This is a genomic window from Salinispora pacifica CNR114, from assembly GCF_000514775.1.
GTDB lineage: Bacteria > Actinomycetota > Actinomycetes > Mycobacteriales > Micromonosporaceae > Micromonospora > Micromonospora pacifica.
Genome location: NZ_AZWO01000065.1, coordinates 1 through 15797 on the forward strand (window position 1 = coordinate 1; position 15797 = coordinate 15797).

12 protein-coding genes, 3 pseudogenes and 1 CRISPR repeat array are annotated in these 15797 nt (G+C 66.3%); of the genes and pseudogenes, 2 read left to right on the forward strand and 13 right to left on the reverse strand.

The features are described 5' to 3' along the window. The 13 genes and pseudogenes from B118_RS31210 to B118_RS32250 form a co-directional block, all read right to left on the reverse strand. A partial coding sequence (locus B118_RS31210) for a sigma-70 region 4 domain-containing protein (RefSeq protein ID WP_202902366.1) occupies positions 1 to 288 on the reverse strand: 288 nt, incomplete at its 3' end. A gap of 50 nt (positions 289 to 338) precedes the next feature. Then, positions 339 to 461: a hypothetical protein gene (locus B118_RS33285; RefSeq protein WP_272945117.1), complete on the reverse strand. Its 123-nt coding sequence runs from the start codon at positions 459 to 461 to the stop codon at positions 339 to 341. 596 nt (positions 462 to 1057) lie between these two features. Further along, positions 1058 to 1336, reverse strand: a complete 279-nt coding sequence (cas2e, locus tag B118_RS31215; RefSeq protein ID WP_080678163.1) for a type I-E CRISPR-associated endoribonuclease Cas2e — start codon at positions 1334 to 1336, stop codon at positions 1058 to 1060. Then, positions 1333 to 2324 (reverse strand): annotated as a pseudogene (cas1e, locus tag B118_RS29165) (type I-E CRISPR-associated endonuclease Cas1e). The gene cas2e and the pseudogene cas1e overlap by 4 nt, the downstream one beginning before the upstream one ends. Before the next feature lies 1 nt (position 2325). Next, positions 2326 to 3054 carry a type I-E CRISPR-associated protein Cas6/Cse3/CasE gene (cas6e, locus tag B118_RS29170; protein ID WP_043541990.1) on the reverse strand — a complete coding sequence of 243 codons (729 nt, stop codon included), beginning with the start codon at positions 3052 to 3054 and terminating at the stop codon, positions 2326 to 2328. Continuing rightward, positions 3051 to 3863: a type I-E CRISPR-associated protein Cas5/CasD gene (gene cas5e / locus B118_RS0124235; RefSeq protein WP_028193623.1), complete on the reverse strand. Its 813-nt coding sequence runs from the start codon at positions 3861 to 3863 to the stop codon at positions 3051 to 3053. The genes cas6e and cas5e overlap by 4 nt, the downstream gene beginning before the upstream one ends. Further along, positions 3860 to 5026, reverse strand: coding sequence for a type I-E CRISPR-associated protein Cas7/Cse4/CasC (gene cas7e / locus B118_RS0124240; protein ID WP_028193624.1), 1167 nt, complete (start codon positions 5024 to 5026; stop codon positions 3860 to 3862). The genes cas5e and cas7e overlap by 4 nt, the downstream gene beginning before the upstream one ends. Continuing rightward, a complete protein-coding gene (gene casB / locus B118_RS0124245) occupies positions 5023 to 5694 on the reverse strand; it encodes a type I-E CRISPR-associated protein Cse2/CasB (protein WP_028193625.1) in 672 nt (223 codons plus the stop codon). Before casB ends, cas7e begins: the two co-directional genes overlap by 4 nt. Before the next feature lies 1 nt (position 5695). After that, positions 5696 to 7297 carry a type I-E CRISPR-associated protein Cse1/CasA gene (casA, locus tag B118_RS0124250; protein WP_080678164.1) on the reverse strand — a complete coding sequence of 534 codons (1602 nt, stop codon included), beginning with the start codon at positions 7295 to 7297 and terminating at the stop codon, positions 5696 to 5698. 54 nt (positions 7298 to 7351) lie between these two features. After that, positions 7352 to 7729: a hypothetical protein gene (locus B118_RS32030; RefSeq protein WP_155256603.1), complete on the reverse strand. Its 378-nt coding sequence runs from the start codon at positions 7727 to 7729 to the stop codon at positions 7352 to 7354. Positions 7730 to 7917: 188 nt separating this feature from the next. Continuing rightward, positions 7918 to 10752 carry a CRISPR-associated endonuclease Cas3'' gene (locus tag B118_RS31220; RefSeq protein WP_238324147.1) on the reverse strand — a complete coding sequence of 945 codons (2835 nt, stop codon included), beginning with the start codon at positions 10750 to 10752 and terminating at the stop codon, positions 7918 to 7920. A 265-nt stretch (positions 10753 to 11017) separates the two neighbouring features. Next, a CRISPR array of direct repeats spans positions 11018 to 12141; the repeat unit is 28 nt; unit sequence CTCGTCCCCGCACGCGCGGGGGTCTTCC. A gap of 160 nt (positions 12142 to 12301) precedes the next feature. Beyond that, entirely contained in the window at positions 12302 to 13300 is a 999-nt protein-coding gene (locus B118_RS0124260; protein ID WP_028193628.1) for an IS3 family transposase, read from the reverse strand. A 5-nt stretch (positions 13301 to 13305) separates the two neighbouring features. Then, positions 13306 to 13647, reverse strand: coding sequence for a hypothetical protein (locus tag B118_RS32250; protein ID WP_162173371.1), 342 nt, complete (start codon positions 13645 to 13647; stop codon positions 13306 to 13308). 237 nt (positions 13648 to 13884) lie between these two features. On the opposite strand from B118_RS32250, the pseudogene B118_RS29665 reads away from it, so the two are divergent. Together B118_RS29665 and B118_RS29185 are read left to right on the forward strand one after the other, a co-directional pair. Then, positions 13885 to 14999: pseudogene (locus tag B118_RS29665) on the forward strand (IS30 family transposase). A 34-nt stretch (positions 15000 to 15033) separates the two neighbouring features. Then, positions 15034 to 15797 (forward strand): annotated as a pseudogene (locus tag B118_RS29185) (AfsR/SARP family transcriptional regulator); the annotation flags it as partial.

Here is a 15797-nt window from a genome sequence, read left to right on the forward strand (position 1 = left end):
CCGAACCCGGTCCTTGAGGATCGTCAGCGACTTCGTCCACCCGATCCGCTCAGCGATCACCGTCGCCGGCATCCGCGGGAACTCCGCGAGCAACGCCCGGACCTGCGGCTCGACCCCATCCACACACGAACCGCGAGGGCCGCGCTCACGCGACGGCGGCGCCTCGGCCCGAAGCGCCGAACGGACCGTGTTACGCGCCAAACCCAACCGACGCGCAATCTCCTTGATCGGAACACCCTCAGCCCGATGCAACCGACGGACCTCAGCCCAGTTTTCCAATGCGATCACCCCTCCAGCCTCGGAGGGGTCAGTCCCAATCCGCCGCTAGAGGGTCAGTCTCAGCGCGTCGTCGACAGCTTGTCGAAGACTCGCTTGCCAGCTCGGGTCACGGCGGTTCCATGGTGCTCGCCCTTGCCGACGTCCAAGCCGAGGAAGACGTCCACATCGCCGGTGTCGATCACGCTGATCCCTTACACGGTCGTGCTGTCCCGGCCTCATTGGCGTGGCACCAGTCGCCGGCATCCACGTTACGAAGAGCCTCCCAGCACGCTGGTGGTCCTGCCTCTATCAGCGGTCTACCGATGCCTCCGGCCCGGTGACACCACCCCCCGGATCATGCGAACTACAGGGGGGAACAATCATGCCGCGCCGGAGGCCGGGAGCCCCGTTGCGGGGCCACGAAGACGGTAACGGGGGGTAAACGGGGGCCGGCAGACCCACCATCAGGGTTCCACCATGCCCATCCCCGCCACCGAGATGTCCGTCGCCACGATGTCGGCTCCGCCTGAAAACTGACCACGTGGTTCGGGCGGACCCACGGGGTCACTTTCTCATTTTCAGGCGGAGCCGACCACGAGACCGCACTCGGGATGAGTATCGCATTGGACATGGAAGACCCCTGCGCGTGCGGGGACGAGCCCTGTGACCTGGTCCTGGTGGACCTAGACGGGGGAAGACCCCCGCGCGTGCGGGGACGAGTCGCCGGCCGGATGGTCGGGGAAAGCGGGCCGCGGAAGACCCCCGCGCGTGCGGGGACGAGCCTTGTCGACCTGGGGTTTTAGCGACAGTTTCGGGCTGTCAGGATTAATCCGTCGAGGTCGACGGGGCGCCATCGGTCTCTGCCGGTAGTGCGGATGGCCCAGCCTTGTTCGTTTTGTGCTGGTTCGGCCATGATGGCTTGCCCGTCGCTGACGCGGTCGATGAGGAGGTTCCAGAGGCGGTCGCGGACGCGAGCGCTGGGGTTCCCAACGAAGACACCGGCGGCGACTTCGATCATCCATCGGGTGAGGTGGCCGCGTAGACCTTGCTGGGTGGCGATAAGGACGATGACGGTCAAAAGTCCACCTTTTCGTCATCGACTGGTGGGCCGCTTACTGCGATGAAGGCTTGCTCGTTGAGGCAGTCGGCGTAGTCGGAGGCCCAGTTGATGCCGCCGGGCACGTTGCCAAGTTTGTCGTCCCACAGTTCGTGGAGGTCTTCGTCGGTGAAGGCGTGGCCGTCTTCGAGTAGCAGGCTCTTGATGTCGCGGACGATCCGGGTATGAGTTTGCCATCTCTGACTCGGTCACGGAACGCGGTGCGGGCGTCTCGCTCGCTGGTCAGGCCTTTCGCGGCGAGGTCGAACGCGATGGGGATCGTGAACTCAGCTTTGTAGAGGTCGGCGATGTCGAGTACGAAGGAGGTGGTGCCGCCGGTGTGGATGAATCCGAGGGCGGGGCTGGCGCCAAGTCCGACGACCGCCGCGTGGCTGATGCCGTAGAGGCAGCTGTGCGCAGCTGATAGGAGGCGGTTGAAGTCGTCGCCGGCCTCGAATGGTTGGCCGGGTTTGTAGGTCCGTCCATCCCACGGAACGCCAGTTCGGGCGGATTGTTCCCGGTAGATCTTTTTGACGCGGGCTCCTTCTCGGCCGCGCAGCTGTTGCATGGTGGCGGTGCTGACATCTTCGCCGGGGAACCGCATGCCAAACATGCGTCGGGCTACCGCGAGGCGTTCCTTGGTACGGGTGACGAGGTATGCCTGTCGGAGGAGCAGTTCGCCGCTGCGGCTGGGGCCGAGGCCGCTGGCGTAGAAGCGGACGCCATACTCGCCGACCCAGCAAATGGCGGTGCCGGAGTCGGCGAGTAGGCGTACGGCGGCGTTGGTTATTCGTGTACCGGGTCCGAGAAGCAGGGTCGCCACCATGGCGGCGGGTACCCGGATGGTGCGTTCGCGGTTGACCAGGACGACGGCGTTGTCGTCCCGGTCGATATGGCATCGGTCAACGTAGACCGAGGAGAGTCGGTCGCTGATGCGGTGTAGGTCTTTTGGGTCGGCCAGCCACCACATGTCAGACTCCAGCTGGACGGGGGTGTGGTGGGGCGAGGGTGATCAGTCCCATGCCGTATGCCTTGCCGGGGCCTACTCCGTCGAGGAGGCTGCGCTGGGCTGTCTGCGGGTCAGTGACCTCGATCAGACCTTCGAAGGTGGCTGATTCCAGCGTGACGCGGCGCGACTTCTCGCCGTCGCGTTTGTCGAAGCTGAGCCGCTCCTGGGCTACGAGGTACGCGGTTGGTCCGTGGTCGCCGGTCAAGGGCTGGAAGCCCCACCGTTCGAGCCGGTCGCGCAACCATCCGAGTTGGTGGGCGGCGGTGCGGTGTGGCACCCGTACGCCGCGTGGTCGAAGCGACGCGGTCAGCCGGTCGCGCTGCTCGGGTGACGGTCGGGTTGGCTTCTTGGTGGTGCTGACGGGGTTGGCGTGTAGCCGGAATGCGAATTGGCGGCCCCGGGCTACTTGGTTCAGCAGCGGCTGGTACGCCTTGATGACTGCCTGTGGGTCGTCGGAGGAGGGCCAGCCGGCTTGTTCGACGAGGTGTTCCCAGCTGGGGCGGGTTTCGGTGAGGACGAGCAGGCTGAGCCGGTGCCGGTTGGTCGTGTCGAGGCGCCATAGGACGCGTTCGGTGACCGGCTGTCGACTCAGCCCGCCCAGGATGACGGCGTGTAGTGCCTGGCGGTTGCGCAGGAAGCTTTGTGTCTTGGTGCGTAGCGGGTTAAGCCGGATTCGGGAGAGGTAGGTCATCGGTCACCGCCCAGTAAAGCGAACGGGTCATGGCCGTCTTCTCGTGCGCTTGACGTGTCGTCGTCCAGCACGACCCATTCCTGTCGGATGCGTCGGGAGGTGAAGTCGCGGTGGTGAGGATCGAACGTGACGGGTACGTCTGCGCGGATGTCGTCGCCGCTCGGGTCGTCGATGGTGACCGGAAGCGTGGTGCGGCGGTGGCCGTTGCGGTCACGGCGGTGTGCTTCGCCGGCTTGCCAGGGCACCTGTCTGAGTACGTCGAGCAGGGAGGTGCCGGGCCAGAGTGTTTGTGGGTTGTCGTCGGATGGCGACAGCAGGAGTGGTTGGGTGGGTGGACAGGCTCGCCGGCCAAGAAAGAGTGGAAAGGCTGGGCCGTACAGCGCGTCGCGTAGGGATTCCAGCAGCTCACGCGGGCCGTTGACGGCGGCGACGAACACCGCGTCCTGTAGGTAGAAGCGCCGGGTGACGTGGGTGAGTTTCGGTGGTGAGGTCGTCTTCTGCGTCCTTTTGGCGTTGACTGTTGCCGACAGGAGAGGTCGTCCACGTAGGTCGCTGACGGTGTGGTAGTCCCGCAGCATCGAGCCGGGCTGGTCGGTGCGGACACCGAAGGACAGTCCGAGCAGGTCCTCGATGGGGTCGTGACGGCGGCGGCCCTGGGCTGCGGCGAGTAGCCCGATGATGCCGCTTTTGGTCGGCTCGGCCTGGGTGTCACGGCGGTTGAACTGACTGTGCCCGCCCCAGGACTGCAGTGGTCCGGCCAGGCGCAGGACCAGGTACCAGCCCGAGATAGTGGTGTGTTCGGCAGTCATCGCGGCGCTATCTCCCGCAGCCGAGTCCGCACGTCGGTCTCGACCGTCCGGATGACCTCGTCGAGTCCCAGCGGCGACCCGAACGCCTCACGAAGCTGCTCGGCGGTGTCTGGGCTACTGCCGTCCGGTCGGTCGTATTCGGTGGCGACCAAGGCGGGGGTGGCTCCCCACCGCTTGCTGGCCTTGGTCAGTTCCCTGGCGAGCCGGACGGTGGACTCTGCGACCAGGCCGGATTGGCTACGCACCGGCCTTTCGAAGGCCGAGACCAGGTTCACCGGCTGGTCCTGACGCACGACGGCACTGACCAGGTTGGGTATTGTCCGGTGCGCGAAGGTGTTCTGGTGCCCGGTCGGCATCGATTTGGCGAATGCTCGGATGAGGGCCCCCAGCGCCTGCACCGCCTTGTCGTCGTCGCCCCCGAGGTTGGCGCGCAGCTGGTGCATCCCCACGGTGGCGTACCGGTAGAGGGTGGCGGAGGTGAACTCGACCGTGCCGATCATCGAGGCCCCGACGTCTTCCCGGTCGGGGCGGGGTTGGTCGTCGACTGCGGTGAAGTAGTCGAACTCGATTTCCGCGGGATGCGTGGAGATGGCATGGGCGACCTGCGCTGCCGCCTCAACGTTGAGGGTGGACAGGTCGGCGACCATGCGGCCAAACAGTGCGACGTCGATTGGGTGCCCAACGGAGAGGGTCTTCCGTACGGGTAGGTCCGCTACGGTCTTGACCAGCGCGTCGCCCGCGAGTGCGACCAACTCGTCAACCTGCCCGGCGACCAGGTCCACGATCGCATCCAGCTGTGCCCAGCCGAAGAAGAGCAGGTACGCCGTCTCGCCGGCGTTTTTCCCCTCGCTGATCTTCAGGTCGTGTAGCAGGGCGGTGCTCAGCCGGCCGGCAGCTTCAGCGTCAATCTTGGTACGTTCCCGTAGCCGATCGGCCAACAGGCTGGAGATCCGCGTGGTTCGCACGCCGAGTTTGTTCTGCGGAATCGCGAGTTCGTCGCGGAAGGCGAGGCGAGTAGCACGCTTCCACGCCTGCGAAGACACCCGGGCACGCCGGGCACCGCCGTACACGGCCTGTTTGGGACTACCGGCGTCGTCGCGGTTCAGACACGACGGCGGAACGGACTGGATGACGTGCAGGTCGACGTAGATTTTACTGGTCACACGGACTCCTGAGAAACGTTGATGGTGGCGGACTCTTTGCTTTGGTGGGGGATCGTCCGAGTACGCCGGTTGTTGTCGTCGGCTCCGCCTTTGGCGGTCGGACGGTCTGGCCCACCGTCCTTCGGCTCACCGTTGGTGGACGTGGCGAAGTATCGGCTGCCCCAGGCACGCCGGACTGAGGCGATCTCCTCGGGTCTCTGCCAGCGCACCAGGTCGTGGTATAGACGGGTGTAGTCCAGCGGCTGGTCGATCGTGCGCAACTGAGTGACCAGGCCACGCAGATGCAGGCAGATCTCATCGAAACTGGTGGCGGTCGCGGCAGCGGCGAACCGTCGGTCCACCGCGTCCTGACTGAACTTGCCGTTCAACCGCAGAGCCCGCATCGCGGTGCCCAACCCGATACCGCTCGCATGCATCGGTTTGACCTTGGACTGCTGGTGGACCGCGTAGAGAGTCAACGCGGCGTGCTCCGCCGCCAGCCGCCAGCTCCGCCGGCCGTCCTGCTGCAAAGTGGTGTAGTAGCGCCACATCTCCGGAACGTCCCCGGCATCGCGACCCGCGCCGCGTCGCAACGCCGCCAGGTCACTGCCGGGCACCTGGGTCGGCTTTCCCTCGTCGTCAACGTGCCGCTCCCAGTAATGCCGGACCTTGATCTCGCTATCGGCCACGTCAGATAGCTCCCGTCATCGCTTCCCGTTGAAGGTTGAGAATCTTGCGTACGCTTCCGCGGAACCAGGCCTCCGCCACACTCGCGCTGGTCGAGACACCGTCGTGCCGTATCCGGCCGAGGAATGCACCTGCCGGCACCGACGAGAGCACCGGCTCGGCTGCCTCGAAAGCCACCCGGAGAGCCTCCCGTCGCCACCGCTGCTGGGCGCCCTCGACATCCTGCGAATCGCGTTGCAGCTCGCGGAGGGTCCGCGCCACCAGCGGCGTGAACTCGAGAATGAAACTGTCGCCGACGCGCTGCCCCTTGTCCCACGGAAGCTTGTCCCCACCCACCGCTTGGCGCAGGTCGTCACCCAGACGGTTGCCGGCGTTACGCAACGCCTCCGCCTCGGCCACCACATCCAGCAGCAGCTTCCGAACGGGACTTTCGGGATTGAGTGCCGCCACCGGCAGCGGGATCCGGTCCGCCATGACGTCCTCAACGATCGCGGACTGATTGCCGTACTCAACACCAACCGTGACGACCTGCACCGGCAGGTCGCGGGCCACAATCCGACGTGCCCGCAAGATGTTGAGCTGCCGAAGGAGTTGACTGCTGGTTACCGACTCTCCCGCATCCATGCGGGTGGCTAGCAGCGGCTCCAGCCCCCGCCATGCAGCCCGACCAGGGACATGCCGTACCGGTCGATTCGGCGGATCACCGGCTTTCGGTTTGTCCACCCGCCGCCACGCCGTGTGTGGCTCATACTCCGGAAGCTGATCAACACGGTCTCCGGCCGCAACCACGACTCTGCGCACCACCGTCGCGCCTCCAACGGTCTCCGGAACCAGTCGGATTCGGCGTGCCTGCCAGGTCAGCAGATCAAGAATTCCCCTTACCGGTCGTCGCGACCACGCCGCAGCGCCCGGCCAGCGGTCGGTCGGCCGGTCGTCGTCCTCGTCAGCTGCCCACTGCGGCCGATCGTGCTCCCGCGGCTGGGGTTGAATCGAAGTATTGAGCAAGATGGTCTCGAACAAGTTCCGGCCCACCGGGATGACCACCCCGAGTCCACCGAGCGGGCCGGTCGGGTTACCCGTGGTCTTACCGCCTTTGACCTTCGGATCACCGACCGCCCCTGACTTGATGGCGGCTGTATCCCAACACTGCGTGGCCAACACCGCCCGAGCAGCCTGGGCACACGTCAACGCTGGCGGATCCGCCTCCGTCCGGGACGCGAAGAGGGGCACGTTGTTACCCGTCGCCGCCGCCGCGATCAGCAGCGAGACCGGCTTCGTCTCATCCTTAGCCGTTCGTAACCCGGCGACCTGGGCAAACGGACGCAGCCCGAACAAGTCAAATCGATCACGGTGGTCGCTGAGGTAGTCGTCCATCGCCTCATCAAGCCGGCCAGCCGTCCACCGCCGCCCCCACTCCCGGTCATCAGTCGGGCTGCCACACGCATGCAGATAGACCGGCAACAGCACCTGACGCAGCACTGCGGCCATCTCCAGCGGATTGTCCACCGCCAGCCCGTTCAACTCGTGCGCGCGGGTCAACGCACACCGCAACGACACCTCCCGCGCCCCGCCCTCATCGACAACCGGAATCCACTCCCCATCCACAAGGTTAAAAGATGCCTCCACGGGCCCCCCTTTGCGTCGCTCTAGAACAGCCACTCAATCGTCTGAAAGCAGACAATCGCTCAATACCCGGATGAACACCGCGACCACAGCCCCAAACAGGACGCGAACTGACCCTCGAACCAGAGGCACACCCCGCCCCTTAGGCGGCGCACCAGACAGACCCACTGCCAAGCATGTGGCAAGGTGCCAGCCAGCCACGGTTAGGCCTGTGACCGCCACAACCCGGTCTTCGACGACGACGGCCCGAATCACTTCCGGATGATGCTGGCACATCGCCGCCAGAGCGCTGTTCACATCGTGAGCTGAACGATCCGAACGCTGCATCAGGTCGCGCGGCTCGACGAGAACGGCGCCAGCATCGAAAGCCGCCGCAAGGAACGCAAGGATCGAGACATCCACAGAGGAGTTCACCACACATGCATCGTAGCTACGCCAAGTCGCTAAGTACACGGTGGGACACGTAGCCTCATACTTAAGGTATGGACTCACGGCGCTGTTTACGATCTTGTAGGGTTGGGCTGCCCGGCTCACGCTGGGGTCTTCCCTCGCTGAGCACCCGGTGGGGGTGAAACGAATTGTTGTCCCTGCCCATGCGGGGGTCATTGCCGCCGCCTCGGGGCTCTCTGCCAGAGGAGCCCGAGGTCGTGGTCGTAGGTCAGCTGATGGCCTGACAGGGTGAAGGTGCCGCTTGCGTCGAGCACCAGGGCTCGGGCGTGTCGTAGCCAGTTGTCAGTGGCCCAGCCAGCTAGGGGGCGAAGCTCAGCCTTGGCCGCGGCGGCCAGTTCGTCGTCACCAGGCAAGCGCAGGGTCGCCTCGATGACCTCGTTGGCGATCTCGGGGTCGCTGACTGCCTCGCCGTTGACCCCCATCCGCCGACCCGAGAGGGTCAGGTAGCCCTCGTCGTCCCGACGCACCAGTACGACTTCGACCGACTCGGGTCCGTCCCGTACCACCGCTGACACCGCGTCGTCGGTGCGCGGTTCCTCGGTATCCTGCTCGTGCAGCCCGGATAGCGTCGCCAGTCCCAGCTTGTCAGCGCCAGCCAGAAGGAATGGCTCCGCGCGCGACCGGCGCCTACAAGTAGCATCAATCCATTCGGCGCGGGCCTCGTCCACAGCCGCACGCCAGGTCTCGGGCGTGACTTCCTCGTCGCCGTACCCCCGACGGACCAGGCGGGGCACGTCCTCCGGGATGCTCCAACCATCGGCTGAGGATCCGATCACCAGGGCGGCCGCGCGCAGCAACGGGTACCGGGAGTAGATCGCCTCACTCCCTCTAGGAAAGACCGGAGCCAGACCGGACCTGACTCGCAGTCCGGTCACGACGACTGCCGGTCGGCGTACCCGCTCCGGCCGGTCGGCTGCCGGCCGCTTATGGCGGTGGACTCGCCCGATGCGTTGCAACAGCAAGTCGATGGGAGCCAGGTCGGTAACGAGGATGTCTGCATCGACGTCGAAGGACTGTTCAGCCACGTTGGTGGCAACGAGGATCATGCGGTGTGGACGCTTGGTCTCCGGATCATCGGGGCAGCCAAGGGCATGCAGGGCCTTCGCGCTACGGTCGGCGCGCTCTGCCGCAGTCAGCCGTGCGTGCAGCAGCCGCACGTCACTGCCGAACACCTTTTCGAGTTCTTGGTATGTCTGCTGCGCTCGGGCGACTGTGTTGCGGATGACCAGCGCGCAGCCGCCCTCGGCGAGACGGTCGCGCAGCAGCGCGGCCACCGCAGGATCATCGTCAGCCGAGCCCACCTCCGTGGCTACCGCCAAACCAGGATCCAAGACTTCGACGCTGATCTTCTCGGAGTGCCGCCACGACGAAGCGGTCAGCGCATCTATCGTCGTACGACCATTTACGACCGTCACCGACCGGACGACGGGATATCCCTCGCCCGGACTCGGATCGTCGATGGCGACCTGACGGCGTCCAGTAGCTCCCTGCACCCACGCCTGAACGAGGTTCGCTCGCATTCCGGCTGGAAGGGTGGCGGACAGTAAGATCGTCGGTATGCCCGCGTCCGCGAGCCAGCGCAAGGCCTCGAACAGGAACTGCGACGTGTACACGTCGTACGCGTGAACCTCATCCAGAACCACCACGCGGCCGGCAAGTCCCGCATGACGCAGCATCACATGCTTGGTACGGGTCGCCGCAAGCAACAGTTGGTCGATCGTGCCAACGGTCAGCGGCATCAACAGCCCTCGTTTAGGGCCAAGAAACCAGTCGGCTGGAACATAGTCCGCTACCCGCCACCGGGCAGAGGCCCCCAAACCAAAGGCGTCCTCACATCCATACTCGTCCTGGCCGTCTTCATCGACGCAACCGAAGCCGAGACTCCGAAGCTCGGCCCACTCCTTGTTGAACCGGCGTTTCCCGTGCAACAGCCCCACCGGAAGACCCGGCTCCACCGAATCCGCCCATCTGCGCAGCCTCGTATACATCGGGTCACACGTCGCCTGAGTGGGCATCCCCACGAAAGCACCGTCGGCGCCAAACCTTCTGGCTAGGACCTCCACCGCCGCCAGGGCCCCTTCCGTCTTCCCCTCACCCATCGGGGCTTCGACGATCATCAAGCCCGGCCCAGGCATCCGTTCCGCGACGGAGATCGCTGCCAGCTGTGAAGGTCGAGACACACGATTGAACCGCTCCAACACCAGGTCAGGCACCTGACGATACGGCCGTGGCGACCAACCGCCCTTGATCCGCAACCTGACCACCGCATCCGCCGCCCGAACTCGGGCACGCTCAATGGAAACCCCAGAGATCTCCGAGACCCCAGGAAACCCCTTCCCGCTAGCAATCCAGTCAGCCATGATCACCAAACCGGAAACCGCGAGCTGGAAAGCCCTACTTGGCAGCGTCAACGGAACACACTCGGCAAGGTCCAACTTCAGCGCCGAGGCGACAGCGTACACAAGTGCATCCTGAGCGGGATGCCACTCCGCGCTCCCCTGACCCTGGTCGCGGGACAGGCTGAGGCTGATCAAGTCGGAATCATCGGGGATGGTGCCGTGATGCCCTGCGACCATCGGCCACACAAGACCTACAGCTTTGCAATCCCAACCCACATCCGTCAAGACCCGATCAACGATCACCGCACCAGCACGCGAATGATGCCACTGCCTGGCCGCCGGACTCAGCGGCTTCCAACTCAGCCCCGCCGCCCGAACCGGCGCGGCGAGTCTGTCATCCTTGCACTGAAAAGCAGGTGTCGCCTTTCCGACATCGTGAACCCCACACAGCAAAGCCAGAAACGCCCTTCCCCGACCGCCCGTACAACCATCAAGCCTGTCCCGCACCGATGGTGCGAGATAGTGATCCCACAGGCACTCACCCACCGCCGCTGCATCAAACAGATGCTGGAGCAGCAGGTTCATGCTGCCTTCGGCACTGGACTTACCCCACATAACCCCGAGAGCGGGATGGCTCGCCAAACTCACCCATCAGACGCTAGCGATCACCTCCGACATTCCGCATTGACCAGCAACCGACAACCTGTCAACACCGCCTTCAACCGCCCACATCTGATGGGCGTCCTCGGCGCCGCAACCTCCGCGGCCGGCTCGCCGGGCCAGCCGACTCCTGACGGCCACCTACCTCCCGAAAAGGTAGCCAGCCACAGCCCCCACGAATCGGTGTCCGCCAGCTACGATCGAACCGATCTAAAATCACCAAGAGCGCCAACAAAGTCGCAGGTCATCAAGGCTCGTCCCCGCACGCGCGGGGGTCTTCCTGCGGGCATTCGTGGACCGTCCACGATCCCCGCCTCGTCCCCGCACGCGCGGGGGTCTTCCCTCGTACATGTCATCGGGGGTGTACTGCGATGCCTCGTCCCCGCACGCGCGGGGGTCTTCCCGCGCCAGCGAGCTGCCCGCGCTGCTTCGCGCCCTCGTCCCCGCACGCGCGGGGGTCTTCCCTCGGGTCAGATGTGCAGGTCGCCATCGATCCGCTCGTCCCCGCACGCGCGGGGGTCTTCCGGCCGGCGGTACCGGCTGGATCCCCTCCAGCGTCTCGTCCCCGCACGCGCGGGGGTCTTCCCCCACCATGTGACAGCAGACGGCCCCACCCTCCCTCGTCCCCGCACGCGCGGGGATCTTCCGTCGCCCCGTTCCGATCCAAGCGCGACGGCCCGCTCGTCCCCGCACGCGCGGGGGTCTTCCACGCGCCGGCCGCTCCCGCAATCGCGGCCCGGACTCGTCCCCGCACGCGCGGGGGTCTTCCTCTGCCAGACCGCGAGTTGGGGACCCTGCCGGCCTCGTCCCCGCACGCGCGAGGGTCTTCCCCGCCACCGGGTCGGGCACTGCCGGGTGTGCCAGCTCGTCCCCGCACGCGCGGGGGTCTTCCCCTATCCAACATGGAAAGCGACGGCGACGGGTTCTCGTCCCCGCACGCGCGGGGGTCTTCCGCTCAGGGACGCGCCGAGCTGCATCTTCTCTTGCTCGTCCCCGCACGCGCGGGGTCTTCCGCCAGCGGCCGTCTAGACCCTGGCCATCTCGACCTCGTCCCCGCACGCGCGGGGGTCTTCCGCTCGTCCAGCAGGCCGGTGCAGGACCTGTGCACTCGTCCCCGCACGCGCGGGGGTCTTCCCTCCGACCCGTCTGGTGTGGGCGGTACGCCTGCCTCGTCCCCGCACGCGCGGGGTCTTCCGGGCGCCGGATGATGCCGGAGACGTTGGATAGCTCGTCCCCGCACGCGCGGGGGTCTTCCGCGGGTCACCGTCAGCCCAGCCCATACCGTCTTCTCGTCCCCGCACGCGCGGGGGTCTTCCTGGTGGCTGGGCGCGGATGGCGGGATCGTGTGCCTCGTCCCCGCACGCGCGGGGGTCTTCCCCGCGCTCACTGAGTGGATGAGTCGTCACGGCTCTCGTCCCCTGTCGGCTCCGCCTGAAAACTGACCCTGTGGTTCCGGGCGGGTTCCAGTACTTGTCGCAACACACCTGATCATGTGGGGCGTGTTGATGGGACGACGAGGACGGCGGTAGTTGTCAAGTCAAACTGAGACGGTTGGTTCCTGCTGGATTGGCTTGTTGATCCAGGCGTGGTCGGGCAGTTTCGGTGCGCGGGGCCTGCGGTTGAACCGGTCCGGGTGGGCGGCGTGGGCCGCGTCGAGGGTGTCCTGCCGTTGCTCACGGATCTGCTCGGCGGTGCCGTAGTGCACCGACGCCGGGGTGTGCCAGCCGATCCCGGAATGTCGGTGTTCATGGTTGTAGGCGGTGAAGAAGCCGTCGCAGAAAGCTTTCGCGTCAGCGAGGGACCCGAACTTTTCCGGGAAGTCCGGCACATACTTCATGGTTTTGAACTGGGCTTCGGAATACGGGTTGTCATTCGAGGTCCGAGGTCGGGAATGCGACCGTAGGACACCGAGGTCGACGAGCATCTGCGATACCGGCTTCGACACCATGGCGCCGCCACGGTCGGCGTGGATGGTGTGCGGCTCGACCCCGTTACGGCTGATCGCATCGGCCAGGAAGTCGCGGGCCACGAACGCGTCCTCCCCGGCCGCGACGAGCCAGCCGACAACATAGCGCGAGTAGATGTCGATAACGACGTAGCACCGGTACCAGAGGCCTTTGACAGGTCCTTTCAACGCGGTGATGTCCCAGGACCACACCTGACCCGGCCCCGTCGCGACCAGTTCCGGACGTACCCGGGGTGGATGGGCCGCCAGTCGGCGTCGTTCCCGGCTCTGCCCGGCCGCACGGGCGATACGATACATCGTGGATATCGAGCAATGGTAGCGGCCCGCATCCAGTTCCCTCGCCCAGACCTGCGGGATCGCCAGGTCGGCGTAGACCGGCGAGTTCAGCACCGCCAGCACCCGGCCGCATTCGGCCGGGCTGAGTGCCTGCGGTGGCGGGGTCCGAGGCAGCCACGGCCCGTGCCGTGGACCGACCGGCTTCGCCCGCCGGTAGTAAGTCGCCCGCGAGGTCCCGGTCAACTCGCACGCCCGCTGCACCGAGATATCCGCGCCGCGTAACTCGCCGAACACGGCAGTCAGGATCTCTTCGGCGGGTTGTCGTTGTCCGCGCTCTCGGAGAGTTCTTCCAAGAGCGCGTGCGCTTTTCCCATGATGTCCAACGCCATACGGGTCTTCTTCAGATCCGCCTGCAGCTTCTCGTTCTGCCGGCGCAGCTTCTCCAACTCCACCTGCTCCGCGGACTTCTTCACCCGCGACCCCGCCGCAGCACCGGAACCCGTGACCGGAGACCCTACCTGTCCGAGTTGCCCGGCATCCCGAGCCCGTGTCCACTCGATGATGCGCGAGAGGTACAAACCTTCCCGTCGCAGGATCGCGCCTTTCTCCCCGTTCGCGGCGTTCTCGTACTCGGCGACCATCGCAAGTTGTACTCCGGGCTGAAAACCCGCCGCGACGGCTTCGGCGCCGGATCAACCCCGTCGCCGGACGCCGGCTGCTTGCCAGATGAAGTGGACACGTACACAAGGATCTCCGATCCCCGCCCTCAGCAGGCCCGCCACCCCACTCACACAGGGTGTCTCACACCATCTTGACCAAGAGGGCGGAAGCGCCGGCTCGAGCTGGAAACGGAGTACTGGCGGCTGCTGCAGTCAGGCATGGGTACGTTCGAGGCTTGCGGCATTGTGGGGATCGGTCGCAAGACCGGCTATCGGTGGCGTGCCGAGAGTGGGTGGTGTGCCGCCGGCCCGATTGGCTGAGGGCGTCTGGTCTGGCAGGTACCTGTCGCTGTTGGAACGGCAACGGATCGCCACCCTGCGCAGGCAGGGCCTGACGATCAGGGCGATCGCTGAGCAGTTGGGCCGGGCGCCGTCGACAGTGAGTCGGGAGTTGCGGCGTTGTCAGGCGTAACACCCGTCCGCATGACCAGGGCGTCTCTGACGGCGATCTGGCGCACGCGCGGGCCCGGCAGCGGGCTCGGCGCCCGCGGGGAGGCCGGCTACTCGCCGACATCGGTCTGCGGGCCGTTGTTCAGACCAAGCTGGAAGAGGATTGGAGCCCGCAACAGATTGCCGCGTGGCTTCGGCAGGCCTATCCCGACCAGCCCTCGTGGAACGTCTGCCACGAGACGATCTACCAGGCGCTCTACCGCGGCGGCAGAGGTGGACTCAGCCGCCAGCTCACTCGCCGACTTCGCACTGGCCGGCCGCTGAGGAAGCGGCGCCGTCGAGCCGATCAGCGCCGCTGCCGCTTCGTGGCTCCCGCACTGTTGATCGAGCATCGGCCGGCTGCCGCCACGCACCGCACCCGGATCGGTGACTGGGAGGGAGACCTCATCGTCGGTCGGCAGAACCAGTCCGCCATCGCTATCCTGGTCGACCGCACCAGTCGATACCTGCGGCTAGTGCACCTGCCCGTCGACCGCACCGCCGAATCCGTCCGCGACGCACTCCTCACCGTACTGGCGGGACTTCCCGAGGCCGCGCGCCTCACTCTGACCTGGGATCAGGGCGCGGAGATGGCCCACCACCAGCAGATTGCACCGCTGCTGCGGGACGGGGTGTTCTTCGCCCATCCCGGCTGCCCATGGCAGCGTGGCACGAACGAGAACACCAATGGCCTACTGCGCCAGTACTTCCCCAAGCGCACGGACCTATCGCAGCACACCGCGGCCGGCCTCCGCGCCGTTGAGCAACGCCTCAACAACCGGCCCCGCAAGACCCTCAACTGGCGCACCCCAGCCGACGTCTTCCATACTGCTCTGGCACCCTGACGCTCGTCACCGTTGCGACGACTGCTCGAATTCGCCCCGGCACGAAATCGGGCAGTGGGCGCAACGCCTCCTCGAACAGGCACCGGCCGAGGACCGGCCGCGGGACGTGGCCAGCCTGATCGCTGCCGCGTCCCGCTATCACGTCCGTCAGGATCCAGCCGGGTTCGACGCCCTGGTCCGGCAGCACTGCGAACCGGACGACCCGGTAGCCCGGCACCTGCGGGCCAACGTCCACGACGACTACGCCGCGCAGATACACACGGCGCCGCCAGCGCTGGCCGAGCTGCGCCGGCTCGGCGCCGATGATCTCGCCGCGCAGGTCGAGGTCGACCTCGGCGTAGCGTTGGTCTTTCAGGGACAGTACGCACGCGGAGAAGCCCAGCTCACCCCGCTCGTCGACCGGTTCCGCAGCCACGGCCCACCCACCCTGCTGCACTGGACGCTGACGCTGCTCGGCTTCTCCGCCGCCTTCCAAGGTCGACGGGCCGCCGCGGACACGTTGTTCGACCAGGCGATCGACGTGCCGCTGCCGGCACGCACCCACTCACCGAACCAGTCCGTGCGTGCCCAGGCGCTGTTCCGGCGCGGCGACCGCAGAGCCGCCTACCAGCTACTCCGTGCCCACGTCCAAGAACTGCTCGACGCGGACAACATGCACGCCTCCTGCGCTGTCCTGGTCGGCTTCGTCACGATGATGCCGGCAGTGGCACGCTTCGCCGACGGCGCCCGGATCCTGGCCTTCCTCGACACCACCGGCGCGCTCGACAACGCCGCCTGGGCGGCCATGGTCGCCGACGC